The sequence below is a fragment of the Kitasatospora indigofera genome (assembly GCF_014655955.1).
GTDB lineage: Bacteria > Actinomycetota > Actinomycetes > Streptomycetales > Streptomycetaceae > Kitasatospora > Kitasatospora indigofera.
This window is the reverse complement of record NZ_BNBO01000031.1, coordinates 65460-91345: the sequence shown is the minus strand read 5'-3', so window position 1 is coordinate 91345 and position 25886 is coordinate 65460. Positions and strand designations below refer to the sequence as shown.

The 25886-nt window shown below is 72.7% G+C and carries 19 protein-coding genes; 10 read left to right on the top strand and 9 right to left on the bottom strand.

All coding sequences use genetic code 11. From position 1 onward, the window contains the following. Positions 1 to 230 precede the first annotated feature (230 nt). Positions 231 to 3797, bottom strand: coding sequence for a bifunctional glycosyltransferase/CDP-glycerol:glycerophosphate glycerophosphotransferase (locus IE329_RS24520; protein ID WP_190213119.1), 3567 nt, complete (start codon positions 3795 to 3797; stop codon positions 231 to 233). A 289-nt stretch (positions 3798 to 4086) separates the two neighbouring features. On the opposite strand from IE329_RS24520, the gene IE329_RS24515 reads away from it, so the two are divergent. The 3 genes from IE329_RS24515 (at position 4087) to IE329_RS24505 (ending at position 7366) form a co-directional block, all read left to right on the top strand. After that, on the top strand, positions 4087 to 5091 hold the full coding sequence (locus tag IE329_RS24515; RefSeq protein ID WP_190213118.1) for a glycosyltransferase family 2 protein: 1005 nt from the start codon (positions 4087 to 4089) through the stop codon (positions 5089 to 5091). A gap of 96 nt (positions 5092 to 5187) precedes the next feature. After that, positions 5188 to 6129 carry a YihY/virulence factor BrkB family protein gene (locus IE329_RS24510; RefSeq protein ID WP_190213117.1) on the top strand — a complete coding sequence of 314 codons (942 nt, stop codon included), beginning with the start codon at positions 5188 to 5190 and terminating at the stop codon, positions 6127 to 6129. A 307-nt stretch (positions 6130 to 6436) separates the two neighbouring features. Continuing rightward, positions 6437 to 7366, top strand: a complete 930-nt coding sequence (locus IE329_RS24505; protein WP_190213116.1) for a class I SAM-dependent methyltransferase — start codon at positions 6437 to 6439, stop codon at positions 7364 to 7366. A 190-nt stretch (positions 7367 to 7556) separates the two neighbouring features. Here IE329_RS24505 and IE329_RS24500 read toward each other — a convergent pair whose 3' ends face one another. Then, the gene (locus tag IE329_RS24500) at positions 7557 to 8819 is read right to left on the bottom strand and encodes a D-alanyl-D-alanine carboxypeptidase family protein (RefSeq protein WP_229927715.1); all 1263 of its coding nucleotides are present in this window, start codon (positions 8817 to 8819) and stop codon (positions 7557 to 7559) included. Between the two features lie 152 nt (positions 8820 to 8971). Here IE329_RS24500 and IE329_RS24495 point away from each other — a divergent pair, with 152 nt between their 5' ends. Then, a complete protein-coding gene (locus IE329_RS24495; protein WP_190213115.1) occupies positions 8972 to 9226 on the top strand; it encodes an SCO4848 family membrane protein in 255 nt (84 codons plus the stop codon). Positions 9227 to 9372: 146 nt separating this feature from the next. After that, positions 9373 to 11022, top strand: a complete 1650-nt coding sequence (locus IE329_RS24490; protein WP_190213114.1) for a hypothetical protein — start codon at positions 9373 to 9375, stop codon at positions 11020 to 11022. A gap of 70 nt (positions 11023 to 11092) precedes the next feature. Here the strand turns inward: IE329_RS24490 and IE329_RS24485 are convergent, their stop codons facing one another. The 4 genes from IE329_RS24485 to sdhC are packed head-to-tail and all read right to left on the bottom strand — an operon-like array spanning position 11093 to position 14546. Next, positions 11093 to 11866: a succinate dehydrogenase iron-sulfur subunit gene (locus tag IE329_RS24485; RefSeq protein ID WP_190213113.1), complete on the bottom strand. Its 774-nt coding sequence runs from the start codon at positions 11864 to 11866 to the stop codon at positions 11093 to 11095. Then, complete coding sequence (gene sdhA, locus IE329_RS24480) at positions 11866 to 13608, bottom strand: succinate dehydrogenase flavoprotein subunit (RefSeq protein WP_190213112.1); 1743 nt, start codon at positions 13606 to 13608, stop codon at positions 11866 to 11868. The genes IE329_RS24485 and sdhA overlap by 1 nt, the downstream gene beginning before the upstream one ends. A gap of 54 nt (positions 13609 to 13662) precedes the next feature. Continuing rightward, positions 13663 to 14160, bottom strand: a complete 498-nt coding sequence (locus tag IE329_RS24475; RefSeq protein ID WP_190213111.1) for a succinate dehydrogenase hydrophobic membrane anchor subunit — start codon at positions 14158 to 14160, stop codon at positions 13663 to 13665. A 5-nt stretch (positions 14161 to 14165) separates the two neighbouring features. Next, positions 14166 to 14546, bottom strand: a complete 381-nt coding sequence (gene sdhC / locus IE329_RS24470; RefSeq protein ID WP_190213110.1) for a succinate dehydrogenase, cytochrome b556 subunit — start codon at positions 14544 to 14546, stop codon at positions 14166 to 14168. Positions 14547 to 14787: 241 nt separating this feature from the next. On the opposite strand from sdhC, the gene IE329_RS24465 reads away from it, so the two are divergent. Further along, on the top strand, positions 14788 to 15648 hold the full coding sequence (locus tag IE329_RS24465) for a hypothetical protein (protein WP_190213109.1): 861 nt from the start codon (positions 14788 to 14790) through the stop codon (positions 15646 to 15648). Positions 15649 to 15685: 37 nt separating this feature from the next. Here the strand turns inward: IE329_RS24465 and IE329_RS24460 are convergent, their stop codons facing one another. From IE329_RS24460 to IE329_RS24450, 3 genes are all read right to left on the bottom strand, one after another. Beyond that, positions 15686 to 16336: a 2-oxo-4-hydroxy-4-carboxy-5-ureidoimidazoline decarboxylase gene (locus tag IE329_RS24460; protein ID WP_308438397.1), complete on the bottom strand. Its 651-nt coding sequence runs from the start codon at positions 16334 to 16336 to the stop codon at positions 15686 to 15688. A 301-nt stretch (positions 16337 to 16637) separates the two neighbouring features. Further along, a complete protein-coding gene (locus IE329_RS24455) occupies positions 16638 to 18308 on the bottom strand; it encodes an alpha/beta hydrolase (protein WP_229927714.1) in 1671 nt (556 codons plus the stop codon). Positions 18309 to 18352: 44 nt separating this feature from the next. Further along, entirely contained in the window at positions 18353 to 19108 is a 756-nt protein-coding gene (locus tag IE329_RS24450) for an SDR family NAD(P)-dependent oxidoreductase (RefSeq protein WP_190213108.1), read from the bottom strand. Between the two features lie 331 nt (positions 19109 to 19439). Here IE329_RS24450 and IE329_RS24445 point away from each other — a divergent pair, with 331 nt between their 5' ends. The 4 genes from IE329_RS24445 (at position 19440) to IE329_RS24430 (ending at position 25883) form a co-directional block, all read left to right on the top strand. Further along, positions 19440 to 21029, top strand: coding sequence for an acyl-CoA mutase large subunit family protein (locus IE329_RS24445; protein ID WP_190213107.1), 1590 nt, complete (start codon positions 19440 to 19442; stop codon positions 21027 to 21029). Positions 21030 to 21282: 253 nt separating this feature from the next. After that, the gene (locus IE329_RS24440) at positions 21283 to 22530 is read left to right on the top strand and encodes an amidohydrolase (protein WP_373311275.1); all 1248 of its coding nucleotides are present in this window, start codon (positions 21283 to 21285) and stop codon (positions 22528 to 22530) included. A 397-nt stretch (positions 22531 to 22927) separates the two neighbouring features. After that, the gene (locus tag IE329_RS24435) at positions 22928 to 23989 is read left to right on the top strand and encodes a BMP family lipoprotein (RefSeq protein WP_190213105.1); all 1062 of its coding nucleotides are present in this window, start codon (positions 22928 to 22930) and stop codon (positions 23987 to 23989) included. 340 nt (positions 23990 to 24329) lie between these two features. Further along, positions 24330 to 25883 (top strand): ABC transporter ATP-binding protein, encoded by a 1554-nt coding sequence (locus IE329_RS24430; RefSeq protein WP_373311276.1) that lies wholly within the window; start codon positions 24330 to 24332, stop codon positions 25881 to 25883. Positions 25884 to 25886: the final 3 nt, after the last annotated feature.

Genomic DNA, 25886 nt, shown 5'->3' with positions numbered 1-25886 from the left:
GGAGCGGGCCCGAGCCGCACGGAGTGCGACAGGGGGGGTGGGCCGAACCGATATCACAACCCGGGAAGGCATCCCTGGTCAATTGCTGAAGGCTGTGACTCTGCTGTGAAATTCGTCAACGAAACATGAGTTCGACGGCCGGGAAATGCGCCGGCCGCTCCGGGGGAGCACGAAGGCGGCGCCCGGCGCGGGAATCGCGCCGGACGCCGCCGGGTGCTGCTGCGGGGGGCCTACCGGTCGAGCAGGGCGTCCACGACCCGTGCCGCGGCCTGGCCGTCGTCCAGCTCGCAGTACGCCTCGCGGAACGCCGCGTAGCGGTCCGCGTGCTCGGCCGCGATCTCGTCCACCCGGCCCAGGGCGGTGACCAGCTCCGCCGAGGTGGCCAGCAGCGGGCCGGGCGCCTCCGCCTCCAGGTCGAGGCTGAAACCGCGCAGATTGTCGCGGTAGTGCTCCAGGTCGTGCACGAAGAACAGGATCGGCCGGCCGGTTCCGGCGAAATCGAAGAGCGTCGACGAGTAGTCGGTGACCAGGACGTCCGCGATCAGCAGCAGGTCGGCCATGTCGGGGTAGCTGCCGACGTCCCAGATGTAGCCGTTGCCGGCGCCCGGGATCTGGCCGCACATCAGGTGGTGGCCGCGCACCAGCAGCACCTGGTCCTCGCCCAGCGCGGCCTTCGCCGTCTCCAGGTCGAGCCGCAGGTCGAGCTGGTAGCCGCCGTTGGGACGCTTGCGGTCCTCCCGGAAGGTCGGCGCGTAGAGCACCACCTTCTTGCCCTGCGGCAGGCCCAGCTGCTCGCGGACCCGGTCGGCGTTCTTCTCCCGGTCCGGCGCGTGCAGGATGTCGTTGCGCGGCGCGCCCGTCTCCAGGATCTCGCCCTCGAAGGCCAGCGCCCGGCGCAGCACCGGGGTCGAGAAGCGGTTGCCCGAGACCAGCAGGCTCCACTGCGCGACCTCGCGGTCGAGCTGCTGGAGGTAGTTGGAGTCGGTGAACCAGATCTTCTCGAAGTCGTGCCCGATCTGCTTGAGCGGGGTGCCCGTCCAGGTCTGCAGTATCACCTGGCCGGCCCGCCGGGTGAAGAAGTCCGGCAGGTGACCGCTGGACACGATGTACTTCGAGGTCGCCAGCGCCTCGAACCACTCCGGGCTCCACTGGCGCAGGGCCCGGGCGGTCTGCGGCAGCTCGGCCTGCATGTCGTCGACGCCCCAGACGTGCTCCAGCGGGAGCTCCCGGCGCACCAGCTCCTCGTGGATCGCCCGCGGCGAGTCCGAGTACTGGCCGCCGGCCGCGACGTGGTAGAGCACGGAGTCCCGCAGCGGACGCTGCTGGGCGGCCGGGTAGTCGACCCGGCGCTCCTGGCGCTGCCGGTACCCGCTGCGCTCCTCGGGCAGCAGCACGGAGTGCGACTCCAGCGAGAGCCGGTCGTACTCGCGGCGCTCCAGCCCGATCCGCTTGCCCCGGGAGTCCACCTCCACCGGCAGCGTGTCCCAGCACCCGGAGGCGACCAGGGCCTGCGGCCAGCTCGACTCCACGGGGGCGCCGGCCGGGCGGAAGAACACCTCCCAGGTCCCCTGGGCGAGCGGCACGCGGCCGGCGAACGAGGCGGTCGGCACGGTCGGCAGGGCCGCCACGAACCGGCCCTCGGCGATCTCGACCGGGTAGCTGTGCTCCTCCTCGCGCCAGTGGTGGCGGACCACCAGCTCGTAGTGGTGCGTGCCGGGCAGCGCGAAGCTGCCGCTGAGCAGGAAGCCGTCCTCGCCGCGGGGGGCGATGGTCTCCACCACGGGCTGCAGGATCTGGTCGCAGAGCTGGAGGAAGCCGGTCGGCGAGGGCTTCGAGAACAGCGAGCGGCGCAGCTGCGGAGCCGCGCCGGGGTTCAGCGCGACGTCCAGCGGGGCGGGGGCGTTCCGGTCGTCCAGCGCGATCGGGACGGTGCTGCCGTCGGTGAGCAGCAGCGCGGTGTCCCAGCGGTCCCGGGTGCGCTCCTCGGCGAGCGGGTCCAGCGCGGCCCAGCCCTCGCGGACCTCGGTCAGCTCGGCGACCGGGAAGGCCGCCGTGAACGGCTGGGTGGTGCCGGCCGGCACGCCGAGCTCCAGCGGGAAGGTCAGCGTGCGGTCCGACTCGACGTGGGTCAGCCGCAGCTGGGCGCCGGCCAGGTCCGGGCCGGAGCGCGCGGAGCCGGTGACCTCGATCTGACCGCCGGCCGAGGCCAGGCCGGTGACCCGGGCCCGGATGTTCTCCACCCGCAGGTAGACGTGGTTGTCCCGGACCCACGGCACGACCCGGACGTCCTGCTCGACCCAGTGCGCCGGCAGGAAGGCGGCGCTGTCGCTCCAGCCGGCCGAGATCCGGCCCTTGTAGACGCCGCCCTTGCCCGCGCCGGCCACCAGCACCCGCCAGTTGCCGTCCTTCCACCGGCCGCGGTGCTTGAGCCGCTTCGGGTCGATGGAGGCGGTGAAACCGCCCCAGTCGCAGCTGTACAGGTCGTGCGGGGAGCTGGCGGTGGCCTCGGGGCTGTACTGGGTCCGGGTCTGCACGGCGAGCACCCGGCGGCCCTTGACCTCGCGCAGCACCAGCACCTTGACCATGTCGTGCTTGTTCTCGGCGCCCAGGTGCTCCGGGTAGGCGTGCCCGGTGAGCTGGAGCTTGCCGTCGACCCAGTCCGACTCGTACAGCCGGCTGCGCATGACCAGCGAGTTCTCCAGCCGCAGCACGTCGGCGGGCACGCTCTTGCGCCCGCCCCTCAGGAACGGGTAGTCGGCGTACGGGCGCAGCACCCCGCGGGCGGGGGCGGCGCCGTTGCTCTTCCCCTCGAACTTCATCTGCTCGACGAACTCGTCGATCCGGCCCTGGAGGGTGAGGTGGTACTTCAGCCGCAGCGGCGCCCGCAGCTTGCGGACCTTCTCCGGGCCGATCGCCCGCAGCAGGCGGCTGACGCTGGTGCGGTAGGCGTCGCGGTACTCGCGGTCGCCGTCGACGACCGACCAGAAGAACATCGGGATCTCCTCGACGAGGGTGTTCTCGTCGTAGGAGCGCAGGTACGCGGCGAAGCGCGGCTCGGTCTGCTCCTGGAGCCAGGCGCGGACCAGCTCGACCGACTTCACGCGGTCGACCAGCCCCTTGGGGTTGGTGCGCATCTGGGTGATCGACATCTCGCCGACCTCGCGCTCGCGCCAGTGGTAGATCGGCTCGGAGAGCACGTCCACGCTGCGGGCGAGGTAGTGGTGCGGCACGCTGACCGGGGCGTCCTCGTACAGGATGCCCTCGGGGTAGAGGATGCCGGCCGCGTCGAAGAACGAGCGCCGGTACACCTTGTTCCACGCGGTGCGGTCGGTGACCAGCGCCGGGATCTCGGTGATGTGCGTCTTGAGGCGGGTCTCCTTGAACGGCTTCACGTGGCCGTTGGACTGGTAGTAGCCCACCGCCCGGAACCGCAGGACGTTGCCGGTGACGAAGTCGGAGCCGGTCTCGTCGAGCGTGTTGATCATCAGCTCGTACGCGCTCGGCGGCATCGAGTCGTCGCTGTCGACGAAGCAGAGGAACTCGGTGCCCTCGGTCAGGTTCCGGATGCCGGTGTTGCGGGCCGCGCCGAGGCCCTTGTTCACCTGCTGGACCAGCCGGAACCGCGGGTCCTTGGCCGCGTAGGCCTTGGCCAGGGCCGCGCTGCCGTCCTTGGAACCGTCGTCGACCATGACGACCTCGAAGTCCTCGAAGGTCTGGGCGGCGATCGAGTCGAGACATTCCACGAGGTAGCGCTCGACGTTGTAGATCGGGACGACGATGGAGAGGCGGGGAGCCATCGGCTACGCGGGCCTTTCGATTGGGGACGGGGCCCGACCGGCTGGAGGGAGCTGGTCACAGGCTGTTCTGGCTGCACACGTGCCCCGATCCTACCGTCCGGCCCCCGCGGTCCCGGTGGCCCGACCCACCGGTGCCCCGGGCCCCGCGCGGCATCCGCGGGCCCCGCCGGGGGGCCCGTCCGGCCCGGGCACCCGCCCGCCCGTGCCGCCCGCCCGGCACCGGTCGCGGGGCCCCGGCCCCCGCGCACCCGCCCGCGCACCCGCCCGCCCGCTTTGGAATGATGGCCGGATGCCCCGTTTCAGCGTGATCGTCCCCGTCTACCAGGTGCAGGACTACCTGGCCGAGTGCCTCGACTCGGTGCTCACGCAGTCCTTCGAGGACTTCGAGCTGATCGCGGTGGACGACCGCTCCCCGGACGGCTGCGGCGCGATCCTCGACGCCACGGCCGAGGGCGACCACCGGGTGCGGGTGCTGCACCTGCCGGAGAACGTGGGGCTCGGCCGCGCCCGCAACGCCGGTCTCGACCGGGCCACCGGCGACTACGTGCTCTTCCTCGACAGCGACGACACCTTCACCCCCGGCCTGCTGGCGGCCGTGGAGGCACGGCTGCGCCACTGCCAGGACCCGGACGTGCTGGTCTACGACTACGCCCGCAGCCACCCCGACGGCCGGGTCGTCCGGGCCGCCTCCGCCGCCGTGACGGGCCGCCCCGGCCCCGAGGTCTTCGACCTGGACGAGCGGCCCGACCTGCTCGAACTGCTGCAGGTGGTCTGGAACAAGGCCTACCGCCGGGACTACGTCACCGAGCAGGGCCTGACCTTCCCGGCCGGCTACTACGAGGACACGCCGTGGACCTACCCGGCGCTGCTCGCGGCCGGCCGGATCACCCTGCTCGACCGGGTCGGCGTCCACTACCGCCAGCGCCAGGAGGGCGGCAACATCCTCGCCACCCCGAGCCGCAAGCACTTCGACGTCTTCGCCCAGTACGACCTGGTTTTCGCCTTCCTCGACCGCCGCCCCGACCTGGACCGCTGGCGCCCGGTGGTCTACGGGCGGATGCTGCACCACCTCAACACCGTGGTCAGCCGGGCCGGGCGGATCCCGCCCGGCGACCGGCGGGAGTTCTTCCGCCGCGCCGCCGAGCACTGCGCCCGGCTCCGCCCGGCCGGCTACCGGCCGCCCGCCGGCGTGGACGGCGTCCGCACCGAACTGCTCAGCCAGGGCCGCTACACCGGCTACCAGGCCGTCCGGGCGCTCGCCCGGACCCGCCGGCTGGTCACCCGGGGCGCCTGAGCCGCCCGGGGCGGCCCGGACGGTATAACGGGGACGAGCCGCCGCTCGCGGCCGCCCGCTTCCGGCCGCCCCGACCCGAGACAGGTAGCCCCCGCCGTGGATTTCCTCACCCGTCTCCCGGTGGTCGGCCCGCTCGTGGCCCGGGTGCTGCGCAGCCGCCCGTACCGCGTCTACGAGCACTTCACCGCCGCCAAGGGCAACCGGCTGGCCGGCGCGATCACCTTCTTCGGGTTCCTCGCGCTCTTCCCGCTGCTCACCGTCGCCCTGGCGATCGCGGTCGCCGCGCTCACCCCGGGCCGGGTCCAGGAGCTGCAGAAGCGCATCGAGGACCAGCTGCCCGGCCTGTCCGACTCGCTCGACCTGAACTCGCTGGTCGCCAACGCCGGCACGGTCGGGGCGATCAGCGGCATCCTGCTGCTGCTCTCCGGCCTCGGCTGGGTCGACACCATGCGCGGCGCGATCCGGGACGTCTGGCTGCTGCCCGAGGAGACCGCCAACCCGGTGCTGCGCAAGGCCTGGGACTGCCTGGTGCTCTTCGGCCTCGGGCTGGTCAGCCTGTTCTCGCTGGCCGCCTCCGCGGCCGGCACCACCCTCGCCGGGAAGATCGCCGACCAGCTCGGACTGGACCGCAGCGGCCCCGGCGGCTACCTGCTCAGCGCCGTCGGCCTGCTGATCGCGGTCGCCTCCGACATGGTGCTCTTCGCCTACCTGCTGGCGCCCTTCCCCCGGATCACCGGCCAGCGCCGGCGCAGCCTGGTCGAGGGCGCGCTGATCGGCGGGGTCGGCTTCGAGCTGCTCAAGCTGCTGCTCGCCTCCTACCTGGGCTCGGTGGCCGGCAAGAGCCTGTACGGGGCCTTCGGCGTCCCGGTGGCCCTGCTGCTGTGGATCAACTTCGTCTGCCGGCTGCTGATGTACTGCGTCTCCTGGACGGCGCTGGCCGACCCCGAGGCCGCCCGCGAGCGGGCCAGGGAGCACGCCAGGCGGGCCCTGAAGGCCGTGGACGAGGACGCGGCGGCGGCCGGCGGCGGGGCCGCCTGAGGCCTTCCCGGGCCCTTCCCGGGCGGTTCCGGGGAGCGCCCGGGGCTGCCCCCTGACGTCACCGGGGCGGCTCCCCGACGGCTCCGGTGCCCTGCCCCGGCCGCCCGCGGGCTCCTCCCGGGCCGCCCGCGGGACCGGTCTCCCGGGCCCGCCGAAGGGCCTCCGCGGGGAATAAAACTGAGCCGCCCGTATCTCTCGCACTGCGTCGAACAAGTGACTAGGCTCACACCTCACTGCCGACCCCGCTTCAGTGTCAGCAGGCAGCAGCGGCCACCCCGCTCACCGCAGTCACCTGGAGATTCCCGTGATGAGCGCCGATCCCCACAGCATGAATCCGGTGCGCCCCACCCCACGGCGCCTGGACGACGTCCCCGGCTGGTTCTGGCCCGTCGACCAACTGCTCTTCACCAGGATCCTGGACGGGCAGACCGACGCCGGCACCACCGGTGACCTGCTGGAACTCGGAACCTACCTGGGCCGGAGCGCGATCCTGATCGGCCGGCACCGGCAGGCGGGCGAGTCCTTCACGATCTGTGACCTCTTCGACTCGGACGCGCCCGACGCGGCCAATGCCGACGAGATGTCCATGTCGTACCGCAAGACCCTGACCCGACAGGCCTTCGAGGCCAACTACCTGGCCTTCCACGAGGAACTCCCGACCGTCGTCCAGGCACCCACCTCGGTGCTGCAGGACGGCCGGATCACCGCGGAGAGCTGTCGCTTCGTCCACATCGACGCCTCGCACCTGTACGAGCACGTCGCCGGGGACGTCCAGGTCGCCCGCGCGGCCCTGGGCAAGAACGGCGTGGTGGTCTTCGACGACTACCGCTCCGCGCACACCCCGGGGACGGCCGCCGCGGTCTGGGAGGCGGTCTTCAGCCACGGGCTGCGGCCGGTCTGCCTCAGCCCCGAGAAGTTCTACGGCACCTGGGGCGACCCGCTCGTGGTCCAGGAGATGCTGCTCCGCCACGACTGGACCGGCGAGGGCTGGGACCTCTGCCGGGACACGCTGGCCGGCGTCGAGGTGCTGCGGCTGTCCGGCAACGGCATCAACCCGTCCGACCCCGAGGCCGAGGCCGAGGCCGCCCGCCCCGCCCCCGTCCGGGCCGTCCCGCGCGGGCCGGTGCCCAGGCCCCGCTCGGTCGGGCGCCGGCTGGCCCTGGACCTGCTGCCCCCGGTGGCCACCCGGGCCGTCCGCCGACGGCTGCAGGCCGCCCGCGACCGCAGGACGGACTGACCCCGGCCGCGAAACCGGCCCGGATGAACCGGCGCTGCCGACCCGGCGCGACGACCCAGTAACGACAACCCGGCACGGCGAAACGGAACAGCGGGCCCGGCAGGCTTCCGAAGCCTGCCGGGCCCGCTGTTCCGTTTCTCGCGTCCCCACTGCCTGTCGTGCGGCCCGCCACGAGACCCGCCGGCGCCGCTCAGGCCTCCTGGTCGAAGGGCGGCGGTCCGCTCCACCGGGGGTCCGCGGCGGCGGCCTCGGCCCGGCGGGCGCGGCGGATCACCAGGAAGGCCAGCAGCGGCAGCAGGGCCGCGGTGGCCACCCCGAGGGCCACGGCCGGTCCGGCGCCAGGCCCCTCCGAGGACGGAGCCCGCGCCACCGGCGGTGCCAGCGCCTTGGCCGGCCCGCTCCCGCCGTCGCCGCCGCTCTGCCCGCCGCTCGCGGCCGGTGCGGTCGGCTCCGGGCCCGCCCCGGCGGCCGGCACCTCGTCGACCAGCTGTCCGACCGGGGTGACCTTGTCGGCGGCGGCGAACCCCCAGTCGAGCAGGGCGGCCGTCTCGTCGTAGACCTTCTGGTACGTGGTCGGGTGCATCACCGTCACCAGCAGCGTGCGGCCGCCGCGCTCGGCGGCGCCGACGAAGGTGGAGCCGGCGTTGGTGGTGAAGCCGTTCTTGACCCCGATCAGGCCCGGGTACTTGCCGAGCAGCCGGTCGGTGTTGGCGATCCCGAAGCTGCCGCGCTGCCCGGTGTTCTTGTCGAACATGCCGGGGAACTGGGCGTCCCGGGTCGCGCAGTAGGCGCGGAAGTCGGGATTGCGCAGCCCGGCCCGGGCGAACAGGGTCAGGTCGTAGGCCGAGGAGACCTGCCCGTCCTGGTCGTAGCCGTCGGGGGAGATCACGTGGGTGTCGTGGGCCTGCAGCGCCTCGGCGCGGGCCTGCATCTCGGCGACGGTCGTCGCGATCCCGCCGTTCATGTGGGAGAGCACGTGCACGGCGTCGTTGCCGGAGCTGAGGAAGACGCCCCGCCAGAGGTCCTCGACCCGGTAGTCCAGGTCCTCCTTGATGCCCACCAGGCTGCTCCCGGAGCCGAGGCCGGTGAGCTCCTCGGGCGCCACCTTGTGCACCTGCTCCTTGTCGAACTTGGGCAGCACGGTGTCGGCGAAGAGGATCTTCATGGTGCTCGCCGGGGGCAGCCGCAGGTGCGGGTTGTTCGCGGCCAGCACCTCGCCGGAGGCGGCATCGGCCACTATCCAGGACTTGCCGGTGAGGTCCCCGGGCAGCGCGGGCGCGCCCGCCGAGGGGGAGATCTGGACGCCGGGCAGACCCAGCCGCTCGCCGCCGATCGCCGGTGGCGGGGGCGGCGGGTCCTCGCCCGGTGCGGCGACGGCGGCCGGAGCCGCGCAGAACGAGGCGGCGGCGGTCAGCGCGGCCAGCCGGCGTGCGAGGTGACGGCGTGTTTGCACTCGCAGACCGTACCCACATTCGGGTGCGTCCGTCCGCACCACGGCCGATGTCCCCCGGGGGAGGGGCCTCGGCTGGGCCGTCCGGCGCACTGCGCATACTGGGACGGAGGGCCCGCCGGCCCGTCCGCCCCGCCCCTCGGAGGACTCGCACCATGAAGCTCAGCCGCCGCACCGCCTGGTTCCTGACCGCCTTCGGCGCCTGGTCCATGGTCATCTGGGTGACCTTCGTAAAGAACCTCTGGAAGGACTCCGGCGGCCAGGCCTTCGTGGGCGGCGACCACTCCCAGCCGACCGCCTTCTTCTGGATCCACCTGGCCCTCGCGGTGACCTCCTTCGTCCTCGGCGTCCTGGTCGGCCTGGTGGGCGTCCGCGGCCTGCGCGCCGGCCGGGAGCCCGCGGCCGGCTGACGCTATATCCGTTGCCCGCCCCGGCCGCGCGCTGGCAAGATCCTCAGGCGCGCGACCGCGCGAACGGACTTGCGATTCAAGGGTGGGGTCAAGTGACACGTTCGAGGAGTACCCGATACGTCCGCCGGTTGTCGGCGGTGTCGGCCGTGACCCTCGCGGCCGGGCTGATCGCGGCTCCCGGAGCGCTCGCCGCCGGAGCCGCCAAGCCGACCGTCGCCGAGCCCAAGGCCTCGCCGGCGCCCGGCTTCGCCTCCACCGGCGTCACCGGCGACGCCTGCGACGACTCCAGCGTGCCCGGCTGGCTCGGCCTCTCCACGGGCGGCCCGACCCTCACCGCGGTGGTCGGGACGGGGACGGACACCGCCACCCCGGTCGGCGCCCGCTTCACCGTCCGGGACGTCACCGGGGCGAAGGAGAAGAGGGCCTTCCAGGGGGACACCACGCCCGGCGCGCCCGGCCTCGTCCGGATCCAGGCGCCCGGCCTGGCGGACGGTCACGCCTACGCGTGGAACGCCAAGGCCGTCCAGGGCGACCGGCACTCCAAGCCGACCGCCGACTGCCACTTCCGGCTCGACCTCACCCCGCCCACGGTGGCGGTGAACTCCACCGACTTCCCGGCGAGCGGCTCCGGCGCCCAGCCGGTCAAGTACGCCGGGGAGACCGGCACCTTCACCGTCACCGGCACCGACCCGGTGCCGGCCGGCGGCGCGGCCTCCGGCGTGGCCTGCTACCAGTACGCGCTGGCCCCCGCCGGGCTGAGCGTCGGCAAGCACTGCGGCGACCCGGGCACCGTGGCGGCCGCCGCCGACGGCGGCGCGTCCGTCCAGGTGAAGCCCGCCGACTGGGGCACCAACGTCCTCGCCGTCCAGGCCATGGACAACGCGGGCAACGTCTCGCAGCCCTTCTCCTACAGCTTCTACGCGCCGTCCGACCCGCGCCCCAAGCCGAGCACGGACGGGGACGTGAACGGTGACGGGGTGCCCGACATCCTGCTGCCCGACGCGGCGGGGAACCTCCAGATCATCAGCGCCGCCGCGACCACCACCGCGCCGTCCTCGGCGGTCCCGGCCGCGCTCGGTCCCGGCGGCACCTGGACGGGCGCCGAGGTGCTGCACCGGGGCTCGACCGCCGCCCACGCGCCGGTCGACGACCTGCTGGTCCGCAGGCCCGGCAACCCGGGGGTCCTCTACGGCTACCGGAACTTCGCCGCCGGGAACTTCAGCGGCCGCAGCCCCGTCCTGGTGGACCACCCGGGCACCGGGGACTGCTACGACCTGGACGCCGCCCCGGTCGCCTGCCCCGCGGACTTCGCCGACGACTGGTCGGCCGCCGGGCAGCTGGTCGCGCTCGGCAACCCCTACGCCCCGCAGCGCGAGCTGCCCGTCCTGATCGCGGTCGAGCACGGCAACCTCTGGGCGTACTACTCGTCCGGCCTGTCCTACGGCTCGGCCCAGCAGCTCACCACCACCGGCACCTGGACCGGCTACGACCTGATCGCCCCCGGCGCCGACGCGGCCGGCAACCTGGCGCTCTGGGCCCGTGAGCGGGCCACCGGGAAGCTGCACGCCTACGCGGTCCCGAAGAAGGCCGACGGCAACCTCGACTTCACCGCGCTGGCCGACCCGGCCGCCGGCGTGGTCCCGGGCAGCTTCACCGTCGAGGCGTACCCGACGCTCGGCAGCTCCGGGGACGGCAACGCCGACGGCGCCCCGGACCTGTGGGCGGTCACCGCGGACCGGCACCTGGTGACCTTCAGCGGGTACACCGCCCCGAAGGACCTCGGCCTCCTCGGCTGAACCACGCAGACGCCCGAGGGCCCGTCCGGATCACTCCGGACGGGCCCTCGGGCGTCGGTGCGGGCGGCTCCTAGAAGCGGCGGGTCACCAGGGCCCGCTTCACTTCCTGGATCGCCTTGGTGACCTCGATGCCACGGGGGCAGGCCTCCGAGCAGTTGAAGGTGGTGCGGCAGCGCCACACGCCCTCACGGTCGTTCAGGATCTCCAGCCGCTGCTCCGCACCCTCGTCGCGCGAGTCGAAGATGAAGCGGTGCGCGTTGACGATCGCGGCCGGGCCGAAGTACTGGCCGTCGTTCCAGAAGACCGGGCAGGACGACGTGCACGCGGCGCACAGGATGCACTTGGTGGTGTCGTCGAAGCGCTCGCGGTCCTCGGCGGACTGCAGGCGCTCGCGCGTCGGGTCGTTCCCGTTGGTGATCAGGAACGGCATGACGTCCTTGTACGCCTGGAAGAACGGGTCCATGTCGACGATCAGGTCCTTGAGGACCGTGAGGCCCTTGATGGCCTCGATGGTGATCGGCTTCTCGGGGTTGACGTCCTTGATCAGGGTCTTGCAGGCCAGGCGGTTGCGGCCGTTGATCCGCATCGCGTCCGAGCCGCAGATCCCGTGCGCGCAGGAACGGCGGTAGGTCAGGGTGCCGTCCTGCTCCCACTTGACCTTGTTCAGCGCGTCCAGGACGCGCTCCTTCGGGTCCAGGGTGAGCTGGTAGTCCACCCACACCGGCTCCGGGTGCTCCTCCGGGTTGAACCGGCGGATGCGCAGGGTCACGGTGATCAGCTGGACGCCGCCCGCCTCGGCCGCGTCCAGAGCGGCCGAGTGCTGCTCCACAGTCGGAGTGCTCATCAGTACTTACGCTCCATCGGCTGGTAGCGGGTGGTGACGACCGGCTTGTAGTCGAGGCGGATGGAGGTGGTGCCGTCCTCGGCGACCTCCTGGTACGCCATGGTGTGCTGCATGAACTTCACGTCGTCACGGGTCGGGAAGTCCTCGCGGTAGTGACCGCCGCGCGACTCCTCGCGGGCCAGCGCGGAGACCGCCAGCACCTCGGCCAGGTCGAGCAGGTTGCCCAGCTCGACGGCCTCCAGGAGGTCCGTGTTGTACCGGAAGCCCTTGTCCTGGATCGCGACGTTCTTGTACCGCTCACGCAGCGCGGCGATGTCCTCGACGGCCTGCTTCAGGGTCGCGCCGGTGCGGTAGACCATGGCGTTGGTGTCCATGGTCTCCTGCAGCTCCTTGCGGATCTGCGCGACGGACTCGGTGCCGGTGGACTCCCGCAGGCCGTCGACCAGCGCCTGGACCTTCTCGGCCGGGTTCTCGGGCAGCTCGGTGAAGCCGACCGTGGACGAGTAGTCGGCGGCGGCGATGCCGGCCCGCTTGCCGAAGACGTTGATGTCCAGCAGCGAGTTGGTGCCCAGGCGGTTGGCGCCGTGCACCGACACGCAGGCGACCTCGCCGGCCGCGTACAGGCCCGGGACGACGTCCGTGTTGTTGCGCAGGACCTCACCCTCGACGTTGGTCGGGATGCCGCCCATCGCGTAGTGCGCGGTGGGCTGGATCGGGATCGGGTCCGTGTAGGGCTCGATGCCGAGGTAGGTGCGCGCGAACTCCGTGATGTCCGGGAGCTTGGCGTCCAGCTGCTCCGGCGGGAGGTGCGTGAGGTCCAGGTAGACGTGGTCGCCGTCCGGACCGCAGCCGCGGCCCTCGCGGATCTCGGTGTAGATGGCGCGCGAACAGACGTCACGGGACGCGAGGTCCTTCATGACGGGGGCGTAGCGCTCCATGAAGCGCTCGCCGTCCTTGTTGCGCAGGATGCCGCCCTCGCCGCGGGCGCCCTCGGTGAGGAGGATGCCCATGCGCCAGATGCCCGTCGGGTGGAACTGGAAGAACTCCATGTCCTCCAGCGGCAGGCCGCGGCGGTAGACCAGGGCCTGGCCGTCACCGGTGAGGGTGTGGGCGTTGGAGGTGACCTTGAAGAACTTGCCGGTGCCGCCGGAGGCGAACACGACCGCCTTGGCCTGGAAGACGTGGATCTCGCCGGTGGCCAGCTCGTAGGCGACGACGCCCGCGGTCTTGCCGTCGTTGATCAGCAGGTCCAGGACGTAGAACTCGTTGAAGAACTCGACGCCGTGCTTGACGCAGTTCTGGAACAGCGTCTGCAGGATCATGTGACCGGTGCGGTCGGCCGCGTAGCAGGAGCGGCGGACGGCCGCCTCGCCGTGGTTGCGGGTGTGGCCGCCGAAGCGGCGCTGGTCGATCCGGCCGGCCTCGGTGCGGGAGAAGGGCAGGCCCATCTTCTCCAGGTCGAGGACGGCGTCGATGGCCTCCTTGCACATGATCTCGGCGGCGTCCTGGTCGACCAGGTAGTCACCACCCTTGACCGTGTCGAAGGTGTGCCACTCCCAGTTGTCCTCCTCGACGTTGGCGAGGGCGGCGCACATGCCGCCCTGGGCCGCGCCGGTGTGGGACCGGGTGGGGTAGAGCTTGGTCAGCACGGCGGTACGGCTGCGCTGGGTCGACTCGATGGCCGCGCGCATGCCGGCGCCGCCCGCGCCGACGATGACTGTGTCGTACTGGTGAATCTGCATGGGGGTCTTAACTCGCCTCTGGCCTCTGCCGATTGCCGATTAGATGCTGTGTCGTCAGATGTTGGGGTCGAAGGTGAAGATCACCAGCGTCCCGAGCAGCACGGTGAACACCGTGGCAGCGCCCATCAGCGTCTTCAGCCAGAACCGGGTGGAGTCCTTCTCGGCGTAGTCGTTGATGACCGTGCGCATGCCGTTGGCGCCGTGCAGCATGGCCAGCCACAGCATCAGCAGGTCCCAGCCCTGCCAGAACGGCGAGGCCCAGCGGCCCGCCACGAAGGCGAAGCCGATCTTGGAGACGCCGCCGTCGAGCACCAGCATGATCAGCAGGTGGCCGAGGATCAGCACGACCAGCACGACACCCGACAGGCGCATGAAGAGCCAGGCGAGCATCTCGAAGTTGGTCCGGGTGCGGCGCGGGGTCTTCTTGGTGCGAGTACGGGGAGGCTCGACCACGAAGGCGTCGGCGGGGTTCCCGGTGCCGAGGCCCTGGCCGGTGTGGGCCTGGGCGGAGGGAACCACCACGGAGTCGGTGTAGGTGTAGTCCGTAGGCATGCCCGTCACTTCCCGAACCAGTTGGTCAGCGTGTGCTGGAGGATCGGGTAGAAGGCACCGGCCATCAGGACGACCCAGACGCCGAGCACGGACCAGAGCATCTGCTTCTGGTACTTCGGGCCCTTGGACCAGAAGTCCACGGCGACGAGCCGCAGGCCGTTCAGTGCGTGGAACAGGATGGCGGCCACCAGGCCGTACTCCATCAGGTTCACCAGCGGCGTCTTGTACGTCTGGATGACGGAGTCGTAGGCCTCGGGTGACACCCGCACGAGGGCGGTGTCGAGGACGTGGGCGAACAGGAAGAAGAAGATGAGGACGCCGGTGACTCGATGAGCCACCCAGCTCCACATGCCTTCCCGGCCGCGGTACAGCGTTCCAGCCGGCACGGAAAAACCCTCCGGAAGCGATTGGGGGCTCGGCCGGCTTCGGTGTCGGTCAGCCCGGCCGGTACGGTCCTCCGGCCGCCAGCATCCTATCGACGCGCTGTCGGGAACCGCCTCCGGGGGCCCGAGGTGTGATCAAACAGGCACGGGCGGGCTAATCCGGCGGGAACTTGTCACTGTCCGTCACCACTCGACTGCGCTACGGTGGCGGCCCGCCCCGCCGCCGACGACTGCCGAGGCCCCCGTGCCGCTCCGCCCTGCCCGTCGCCCCGTCCTCCGCCCGCTGCCGCGGCCCGCCCCCCGGGTCCGCCCGCGACGCCCGTCGCTCCCCCCGGCGGCCGCCCGCCGGGCCGCGGCCCTGGCCTGCGCCCTGCTGCTGGCCGGCGGGTGCACCACGGTCGGGGTCTCCGCCGACCGGGTCACCGAGGGCCGGGCGCTGGCCGCCGCCGAGCTGCGGGCCGCCGCCCTCACCGACGGGGACCTCGGCCCCGGCTACATCGTGACGGTGATGACTCCCGGTCACGGCGAGACCGGCCCGGCGGACGGCCGGGAGGTCACCGACCTGCCCGCCTGCCAGCCCGTCCTGGACGCGGTGACCCCGGCCAACGCCGCCGTGGCGGCCGGCCAGGGCGGCTCCCCGGCCCCCGCCGGGCCGGACCTCCCGATCGCCGAGACGGACCTCAGCGTGGCCACCGCGGCCGATCCCCGGGGCAGTGTCTACGCCGGCCTGCTGGCCTACCGCCCCGGCCGGGCGGCGGAGTTGCGCCGTCAGGTGGAGCAGGTGCTGGCGAGCTGCGGCAGCTTCACCTCGACCACGGCGACGGGCCACGGCGCGGCGGGCGGGCGGAAAGGGGTCCCGGCCAGGCACCGGCTCAGCCGGGTCGACACGCCCACCACCGGGGGAGCCGACGCGGTGACAGGGTTCACCCTGACGAATGAATCCGGGGGAGTGACCCTCACCCAGCGGGCGGTACTCGCCCGGGTCGGGTCGGTGCTCGCGGTCTTCAGCACGGTCGGCGTCGGCGCGGAGCCGGCCTCCGCGCCGGACGAACGGGTCGTCCGGCAGCAGGTGGCCAAGCTCCGCGCCGCGCAGCGGGGCGGCTGAGGGCCGGTTGGCGGACCGGTCCCCAGCCGCCCCGGTCTCAGCGCGCCCCGGCCTCGGTGTGGGTGGCGACCAGGTGCTCCAGCCGGGTCAGGGCGATCCGGCGCAGCTCGTCGGCGGCGATCAGCCGCTCCTCGTCCGGGTCGTTGGCCAGCCGGGTGCGGACCGAGGTCAGCACGGTGTCCAGCATCTCCTCGGGGGCGATGCCCTCCAGGCAGACCACGAACACGTGACCGAACCGGGCCTCGTACGCCGCGTGCGCCGCCCGCAGGGCGGTGTGCGCGGCCTGGCTGCCGGGAGCGCGCATGCCGAGCAGCGGCTGCGGCATCCAGCTCTCGTCGGCCAGCGCCTCGGCCAGGTCGGCCGGGCGCAGGTCGTAGGAGGCCTCGCTCGCGGCGGCGAGCAGAGACCCTATGTCGGGGTAGGGCCGGTGCGCGGTGAGCCGCAGGGCCCATCGGTGGCTGCCGCAGCATGCGAGCAGGGCCTCCTCGGCGGCACCGGCGTCGGCCTCGTTGAAGCGGTGCAGTCCGAGCAGTGCCGGCTCCGTCTGGGGGCTCCCCTGGACGAGAGCCGGGGGAAGGTCGAGCCGCTGTGGCGGGACGTCGCTGGCCAGCGGGTCCTCCTCGTGAGGGCGGGAAGGGCGGCACGGTGGGAGTGTGAAGGGAGCCGCGCCGTACAGGGGTACGGACAAGCCTGCCGATGAATCGGTGCTCGGTGGTCGCGTGGGACTGTGCCGTCGGTGCGCGGCACGGGTGAAGTATGGGCCGGTCCGGGCGGTTCCGGAGGGTGGCCGGGCAGCGGCACAACGGTAGTTGAGCAGTCATCAGTTGGGGAGAGCGCGCGCGGAATTCACCCGATCGAGCTATCAAGTTGTGACGTTGACAGCTTTGCGTCAGTCCCCGCAGCGGCCTGATGTGCTACTTCTCCCCGGCGCGCCCCGGGGGGTGCCGGCCCGGCAGGAGGGTCCCGCCGGGCCGGGCCGGCCGTCCCGGCTACCGCGCGCAGCGGGTGCCGGCGGCCGGCGGGACGCCGTTCACCAGGTACGCCTCCAGCGCGGCGTCGATGCAGCCGTTGTCCTTGCCGAAGGCGCCGTGGCCCTCGCCCTCCCTGGTGAGCAGGGTGGCCGAGGCGAACCCCTTGGCCAGGCTCTCGGCGGCCGCGTACGGGGTGGCCGGGTCGCCGGTGGTGCCGACCACCAGGATCGGGGCGCTGCCCTCGGCCCGGACGGCGTGCGGGGTCTCGGTCGTCCGGTACGGCCAGGCCGCGCAGGAGGGGGTGCTGTAGTCCTCGGCGCTGGTGCCCTTGCTGACCAGCGGCGCCTGCTCGTGCAACTGCCCGAGGACCTGCTGGATCCGCTCGGCGGAGGGCGCGGGCGGCGCGCTGTCGGCGCAGCGGATGGCCCGTCCGGCGTCCTCCAGGGTGGTGTAGTGCCCCTTGTCGTCGCGGCCGTTGTAGTTGTCGGCCGACGCCAGCAGGAAGTCGCCCTTGCCGCGCGCCATCGCCCAGCCGAGGGACCAGCGCAGCTGCTGCCAGGCGGTCGTCTCGTCGCCGTAGAGGTAGCTGATGGCGCCGGTCCAGCCGAGGTCGCTGGTGAGCCGGCGGCCGTCCTTGGCGGTCAGCGGGTGCTCCCGCAGGCCGTCCAGGAAGTCGGCGGCCTTCTTGGCGGCCTGGTCGGGGGAGTTGCCGAGCGGGCAGTCGTCGGCGTGGTTGCGGACGCAGTCGACGGCGAAGCGCTCCAGCGACTTCTCGAAGCCGGCCGCCTGGTTCACGCTCTGGTCCAGCTTGTCGGCGGCCGGGTCGACGGCGCCGTCCAGCACCAGGCGGCCGGTGTTGGCGGGGAACTCCTCGGCGTACAGCGAGCCGAGGTAGGTGCCGTACGAGATGCCGAGGTAGTTGAGCTTGCGGTCGCCCAGGGCCTCGCGCATCACGTCGAGGTCCCGGGCGGTGTTGCGGGTGCCGACGAAGGGCAGCAGCTTGCCGGAGCGGGCCTGGCAGGCGGCGGCGAAGTCGGCGGCCCGCTTCGCGCGGTCGGCCTGGCGGGCCTGCGGGTCCTGCGGCTCGTCGGTGGAGTTGAGCGCGTCGCGGTCCTTGTCGTCCAGGCAGTTGACGGGGGCGCTGCCGCCGACGCCGCGCGGGTCGAAGCCGACCACGTCGAAGCGGTCGTGCAGGGCGCCCTTGAAGCGGTCGGCCCCGAACAGGACCATGTCGACGCCGGACTCGCCGGGGCCGCCCGGGTTGACCACGAGCGAGCCGATCCGCTGCTCGGGCTTGGCGGCGGGCAGCCGCAGCAGGGCGACGTCGATCGCGTCGGCCTCCGGGTGCGCGTAGTCCAGCGGGACGTGCAGCTTGCCGCACTGCATGGTGGAGGTGTCGACCTTCTCGGCGCGCGGGTCGTCCGGGCAGCCGGCCCAGGTGATCTGCTGGCCGTAGAAGGGCTTGAGCGCCGGGTCGGCCGCACCGGTGGGCCGGGCGGTCGGGGTGGGGCTCGCGGTGGCGGTGGCCGACGGTGCGGGGCCGGTCGGGACAGGGGCGGCGCCTTGCGGTCGCGGGTGGCCGCTGCACGCGGTGAGCAGCAGCGCGCCGGCCGCGAGGCAGGCGGCCAGCAGGCGTGGACGGGTGGCCCGGGGAGTTCTCATCGCACAGGTGTACCAGGTGATGATCATGTGATGAATCCGCTCGTCGGCCCCCCCGGGCGCGACCGGCCGGGTCAGGCCCGGTGGACCTTGTGGTTGGCGGCCTGCGCGCGCGGGCGCACCACCAGCAGGTCGATGTTCACGTGCGGCGGCCTGGTGACCGCCCAGGCGATGGTGTCGGCGACGTCGTCCGAGGTCAGCGGCTCCGCGACACCGGCGTAGACGGCGGCGGCCTTCTCCTCGTCGCCCCGGAACCGGGTGACCGCGAAGCCCTCGGACTTCACCATCCCCGGCGCGATCTCGATCACCCGGACCGGCTCCCCGCACAGCTCCAGCCGCAGGGTGGCCGCGATGGTGTGCGCCGCGTGCTTGGCGGCCACGTAGCCGCCGCCGCCCTCGTAGGCCGTCAGCGCGGCGGTCGAGGAGAGGATCAGCACGGTGCCGTCGCCGGTGGCCCGCAGGGCCGGCAGCAGCGCCTGGGTCACGTGCAGCACGCCCAGCACGTTGACCTGGTACATGGCCAGCCAGTCGGCCGGGTCGCCGGTCTCCACCGACTCCGCGCCGACCGCGCCGCCCGCGTTGTTGACCAGCACGTCCACCCGGCCGAGCTCCGCCGCGAAGGCGTCCACGGCGGGCCGGTCGGTCACGTCCAGGGTGATCGCGCGGGCCGATCCGCCGCGCTCGGCGATCTCCTTGGCGAGCGCCTCGATCCGCTCGGTGCGGCGGGCCGTGAGCACCACCTCGAAGCCCTCCGCGGCCAGCCGGCGCGCGGTCGCCGCGCCGATCCCGCTGCTGGCGCCGGTGACCACGGCCACCTTCTGCTCGGTCATAGCCGCTCCTTCGTGGGGCCGGCCGGCAGGGGGTGCCGGCCGGAGTGGGCCGACCGCCCGTGGCGGGGCTGTCGGCGGGGCTTGGACGTTCATCCGATCATCTCAAAGTGTCCGGGGTCGCCGGCGCCGGTGGGCCGCGGGAGCCTGCGGCCCGCCCGCGCCGCCCGCGCCGCCCGCGCCGCCCGCGCCGCCCGCGCCGCCCGCGCCGCCGTCCGTTCCCGCCGTCCGTTCCCGCCGCCCGGGCGCCGCCCCGCCCCGCGGACTAGATTGCGAAGGGCCGGACGCCCGCCGGGCGGCGCCGCCGCGCCACCCTCGGACCCGAGGAGACCCCATGGCAGCCGAGCCCCGCCGCACCGAGTCGGGCCTGCCCGTCGAGCCCGTCTACGGCCCCGAGGCGCTCCGGGGCTGGGACCCGGCCGAGCGGCTCGGCGAGCCCGGCGCGTACCCCTACACCCGCGGCGTGTACCCCTCGATGTACACCGGACGGCCCTGGACGATGCGCCAGTACGCCGGCTTCGGCACCGCCGCCGAGTCGAACGCCCGGTACCGGCAGCTGATCGCCGGCGGCGGCACCGGGCTCTCGGTCGCCTTCGACCTGCCGACCCAGATGGGCTACGACTCCGACGCCGCGCTCGCGGCCGGCGAGGTCGGCAAGGTGGGCGTGGCCGTGGACAGCGTCGAGGACATGGCCGTCCTGTTCGGCGGGATCCCGCTGGACGGGGTCTCCACCTCGATGACCATCAACGCGCCCGCCGCGCTGCTCCTCCTGCTGTACCAACTGGTCGGCGAGTCGCAGGGGGTGGCGCCCGCCCGGCTCACCGGCACGGTCCAGAACGACGTGCTGAAGGAGTACATCGCCCGCGGGACGTACATCTTCCCGCCGAAGCCCTCGCTGCGGCTGGTCGCGGACGTGTTCCGGTACTGCCGGGCCGAGATCCCGCGGTGGAACACCATCTCGATCTCCGGCTACCACATGGCCGAGGCCGGCGCGGACCCCGCGCAGGAGATCGCCTTCACCCTCGCCAACGGCATCGAGTACGTCCGCACCGCGCTGGCGGCCGGGATGGCCGTGGACGACTTCGCGCCCCGGCTCTCCTTCTTCTTCGTCTCCCGCACGACCCTGCTGGAGGAGGTCGCCAAGTTCCGTGCCGCGCGGCGGATCTGGGCGCGGGTGATGCGCGAGGAGTTCGGCGCCCGGGACCCGAGGTCGCAGATGCTGCGCTTCCACACCCAGACCGCCGGGGTGCAGCTGACCGCCCAGCAGCCCGAGGTCAACCTCGTCCGGGTCTCCGTGCAGGCGCTGGCGGCCGTCCTCGGCGGGACCCAGTCGCTGCACACCAACAGCTTCGACGAGGCGATCGCGCTGCCCACCGAGAAGGCCGCCCGGCTCGCCCTGCGGACCCAGCAGGTGCTGGCGTACGAGACCGACGTCACCGCCACCGTCGACCCCTTCGCCGGCTCCTACGCGGTCGAGCGGATGACCGACGAGGTCGAGGCCCTCGCGCTCGGGCTGATGCGCCGGGTCGAGGAGCTGGGCGGCGCGGTGGCCGCGATCGAGCAGGGCCACCAGAAGGCCGAGATCGAGCGCACCGCCTACCGCGTCCAGCAGGAGACCGACGACGGCCGGCGCACCGTGGTCGGCGTCAACCGGTTCCGGCTGGACGCCGAGGAGCCGTACCGGCCGCTGCGGGTGGACCCGGCGGCCGAGGCCCGGCAGGCCGCCCGGCTCGCCGCGCTCCGGGCCGGGCGCGACCGGCGGGCCGTCGACCGGGCCCTGGGCGCGCTGCGCCGTGCCGCCGCGGGGACGGACAACGTGCTCCCCCCGATGAAGGAGGCGCTGGCGGCCCGCGCGACGGTCGGCGAGGTCTGCGACGCCCTGCGCGAGGTGTGGGGCACCTACGAGCCGGTCGAACGGTTCTGACGTCGCGTCACCCGTTCGGGGTGCCCCGCCCCGAGGCCGAAACAGTTGGTACACCCGGCTGTCACGTGCGGGCGGCAGGCTGGGGCGCGGCCGTGTCCGTCCGGGCGGGCGTTCGTTGCACAGGACAGTGATCACCCGGGAAGGCGACAGAAACGAGATGTCATACCCAGCTGCGCGGCCGGTATGCGCCCATCCGGGGACTTCTTCGGGGGAAGTCAGGCCAAATCCCCCACACGGGCCTACCCTTGTTGAGGTGAACGATCCTCGGACCGCCCAACAGGCCACCCTCGCCGCTGCCCGCCCCGTCGACCTGCGCACCCGGGTACGCGCCTTCGAGGCAGAGCTGATCGCGTTCCGCCGCGACCTGCACCGGCACCCCGAGCTGGGCCGCCAGGAGTTCCGCACCACCGGGCTGCTGCGCGACCGCCTGGTCGCCGCGGGCCTGGAGCCCCGGGTGCTGCCCGGCGGCACCGGGATGACGGTCGACATCGTCCCGCCCGGTACGCCCGCGGGCATGCCGTTCCTGGCGTTCCGGGCCGACATCGACGCCCTGCCGATCGACGACGCCAAGACGGACGTCACGTACCGCTCCACCGTGCCCGGCCGGGCCCACGCCTGCGGGCACGACGTGCACACCTCGATCGTGCTGGGCACCGCCCTGGTGCTGGCCGCCGCCGCCCGCAACGGCGAGCTGCGCCGGCCCGTCCGGCTGTTCTTCCAGCCCGCCGAGGAGGTGATGCCCGGCGGCGCGCTGGACGTCATCAAGGCCGGCGGGATGGACAACGTCGGCCGGATCTTCGCCGTGCACTGCGATCCCAAGGTCACCGTCGGCCGGATCGGGCTGAAGGTCGGCGCGATCACCTCCGCCTGCGACCGGCTGGTGCTGCACCTGGACGGCCCCGGCGGCCACACCGCCCGGCCGCACCTGACCACCGACCTGGTCACCGCGATCGCGCGGATGGCCGCCGACCTGCCGGGCGTGTTCGCCCGCCGGATGGACCCGCGCTGGGGCGTCAGCCTGGTCTGGGGCCGGATCGCCTCCGGCTCCGCCGCGAACGTCATCCCGCAGCACGCGGAGCTGGAGGGCACCGTCCGCTGCCTGGAGCTGCCGGGCTGGCGCGAGGCGCCGGACCTGCTGCACGAGCTGATCGCCAAGATGGCCGAGACGCACCGCGCCAAGTGGACGCTCGACTACCACCGCGGGGTGCCGCCGGTGGTGAACGAGGCCGTCTCGATCGCCCAGCTGGAGGCGGCGATGACCGCCCGCTTCGGCGCGGCCGGGCAGGTGGTGGTCGAGGAGACCGAGCAGAGCCTGGGCGGCGAGGACTTCTCCTGGTACCTGGAGCACGCGCCCGGCGCGCTGGCCCGGCTGGGCGTCCGGGCCCCCGGCGACAGCGCCGTCCGGGACCTCCACCAGGGCCGCTTCGACGTGGACGAGCGGGCGATCGGGATCGGGGTCGAGCTCTTCGCCGCGCTGGCCCTGGAGCACAGCGAGGTCTGAGGCGGGTCGCAGCCGAGCGTCGAGGGGCCCCGGGCAGAGCCCGGGGCCCCTTCTTCGGACCTGCCCCCGGTCCGGCCCTGCCCCCTGCCCCCCCTTCTTCCGGTCGACGCAGCGCGGGCGGCCGAGGACGCTGCGTGAGCCGGATGCCCCGGGATGCCCCCTTCGACCGGGGTTCCTGCACGGATCCGACCGGATTTGTCGCGATCGCATCCGATTTGGTTTGGATGTGGGCTCCTGGCCCGTAACACTGGAGGCGGATATTGGTTCCGCACCCTCGGGTGGCACGGTTTGATAACAACCCGGATGCCCGAACGAGCCGTAACACAACCGTGTTCTACGCGCGTTACGGTGGCGTCCGACCACGCTAAACGGGTGCGTGTGAGAAGGAGATACTCCCTTGCGCCGTTCTACTAAGCTCGCCGCGGTTGTGCTCTCGGGTTCCCTGGGCATTGCCTCGCTCGCCGCTTGCGGCGCAAAGAGCACCGACGACACGACCGCCTCCGCCGGCGCCTCCGGCGACTCCGGCATCAAGGTCGGCATGGCCTACGACATCGGTGGCCGCGGCGACCAGTCGTTCAACGACTCCGCCGCCCGCGGCCTCGACAAGGCCAAGGCCGACCTGGGTGTCCAGATCACCGAGGCCGACGCCAAGACCGGCGAGGCCGAGGCCGACAAGGAGACCCGGCTGAAGAGCCTGGTCACCGGCGGTTACAACCCGATCATCGCGGTGGGCTTCGTCTACCAGTCCGCGGTCGAGAAGGTCGCCAAGGAGAACCCGAACGTCAAGTTCGCGATCATCGACTCGGCCTCCTCCACCCAGCCGGCCAACGTCACCTCGCTGACGTTCTCCGAGCAGGAGGGCTCCTACCTGGCCGGCGTCGCCGCCGCCAACAAGAGCAAGGCCAAGCACGTCGGCTTCATCGGCGGTGTGCAGTCCGAGCTGATCAAGAAGTTCGAGGCCGGCTACGTGGCGGGCGCCAAGTCCGTCGACCCGAACATCAAGGTCGAGACGACCTACCTGACCACCCCGCCGGACTTCTCCGGCTTCTCCTCGCCCGACAAGGGCAAGGAGGCCGCCCAGGGCCAGCTCGACAAGGGCGCGGACGTCATCTACGCGGCGGCCGGCTCCTCCGGCAGCGGTGCGATCGAGGCCGTCTCCAACAAGGCCGGCACCTGGGCCATCGGCGTCGACTCCGACCAGGCCAGCCAGCCGGCCCTGTCGAAGTACAAGAACGTCATCCTCACCTCGATGGTGAAGAACGTCGACACCGCGGTGTACACCTACATCAAGTCGATCAAGGACAACGCGCCGCTCACCGGCGTGAAGAACTTCGACCTGAAGGCCCAGGGCGTCTCGCTCGCCACCACCGGCGGCCACATCGACGACATCAAGGCCAAGCTGGACGCCGCGACCACGGCGATCACCAGCGGCGCCACCACCGTCCCGACCGCCCCGTAAGGCGCGCGGAACAGGACGTCGGTACCGCTGCCGCCTGCCGGGCAGCGGGATGATTGACGCAGCATCAGGGAGGGGCCCGGCCGGGTGCGCTCAGCGCGTACCCCCGGGCCCCGTCCCGTCCCCCCGAGAACTTTTGGCCCTCCAGCGCAACGACGCGCCTCCAGACCACCAGGAGACCGCCATCACCGCTTCCGACCCCGCCCTGAGCAAGGGCGGCACCCCCAGCGCGGGGACGGCGACACCGGCCGTCGAACTGCGCGGCATCACCAAGCGCTTCCCCGGCGTCGTGGCCAACCACGACATCGACATCACCGTGCGACGAGGCACCGTGCACGCCCTGATGGGCGAGAACGGCGCCGGCAAGTCCACTCTGATGAAGATCCTGTACGGGATGCAGCGCCCCGACGAGGGCACCATCGCCGTCGACGGCGAGCTCGTCGAGTTCAGCACCCCCGGCGACGCCATCGCCCGCGGCATCGGCATGGTCCACCAGCACTTCATGCTGGCCGACAACCTCACCGTCTGGGAGAACGTCGTTCTCGGCGGGGAGAAGCTGCACGGCATAGGAGGCAAGGCCAAGGCGAAGATCCGGGAGATCTCCGACCAGTACGGCCTGGGCGTGCGCCCGGACGCGCTGGTCGAGGACCTCGGCGTCGCCGACCGCCAGCGGGTCGAGATCCTCAAGGTGCTCTACCGCGGCGCCCGGATCCTGATCCTGGACGAGCCCACCGCCGTCCTGGTGCCGCAGGAGGTCGAGGCGCTCTTCGCCAACCTGCGCGAGCTCAAGGCCGAGGGCGTCACCGTCATCTTCATCTCGCACAAGCTGCACGAGGTGCTCTCGGTGGCCGACGCGATCAGCGTCATCCGCCGCGGCACCACGGTCGGCGACGCGGACCCGAAGACCGTGACGGCCCGCCAGCTCGCCGAGATGATGGTCGGTACCGAGCTGCCCTCCCCGGAGAGCCGCGCGTCCACCGTCACCGAGGACGAGATGCTGCGCGTCGAGGGCCTGCGGATCGCCAAGGCGGACGCCGAGGGCATCGAGCGCGTCGTCCTGGACGACATCACGCTGCGGATCCGCAAGGGCGAGATCCTCGGCATCGCCGGCGTCGAGGGCAACGGCCAGGCCGAACTGGTCGAGGCCGTGATGGGGATGCTCCCGCTGGACGCCGGCACCGTCACGCTGGACGGCAAGGACCTCACCGGTACCCTGACCCGGGCCCGCCGCGAGGCCGGCATCGGCTACATCCCCGAGGACCGTCACCGGCACGGCCTGCTGCTGGAGGCCCCGCTCTGGGAGAACCGGATCCTCGGGCACGTCACCGAGGCGCCCAACTCCAAGGGCCCGCTGCTCGACGCGGCCGGCGCCCGCCGGGACACCCTGCGGATCGTCCAGGAGTACGACGTCCGGACCCCGGGCATCGACGTCACGGCGGCCTCCCTCTCCGGCGGCAACCAGCAGAAGCTGATCATCGGCCGCGAGATGAGCCACCGTCCCAAGCTGCTGATCGCGGCCCACCCCACCCGCGGGGTCGACGTCGGCGCGCAGGCGCAGATCTGGGAGCAGATCCGCGTCGCCCAGCGGGAGGGCCTGGCCGTCCTGCTGATCTCGGCCGACCTGGACGAGCTGATCGGCCTCTCCGACACCATCCGGGTGATCTACCGCGGCCGGCTGGTCGCGGACGCCGACCCGGCCACCGTCACCGCCGAGGACCTGGGCACCGCGATGACCGGCGCCGCCTCGGGCCACATCGAGTCGGAGCCCGAGGCCGTGGCCGAGGACCGCGCGCTCGCCGCCGAGGGCACCGAGGCCGAGTCCGCCGGAGCCGACGGCCTGCCGGGCGCCACGGACGCGACCACCGAGACCGCCGAAGACCCGCAGGCGGGGGAGTAACCC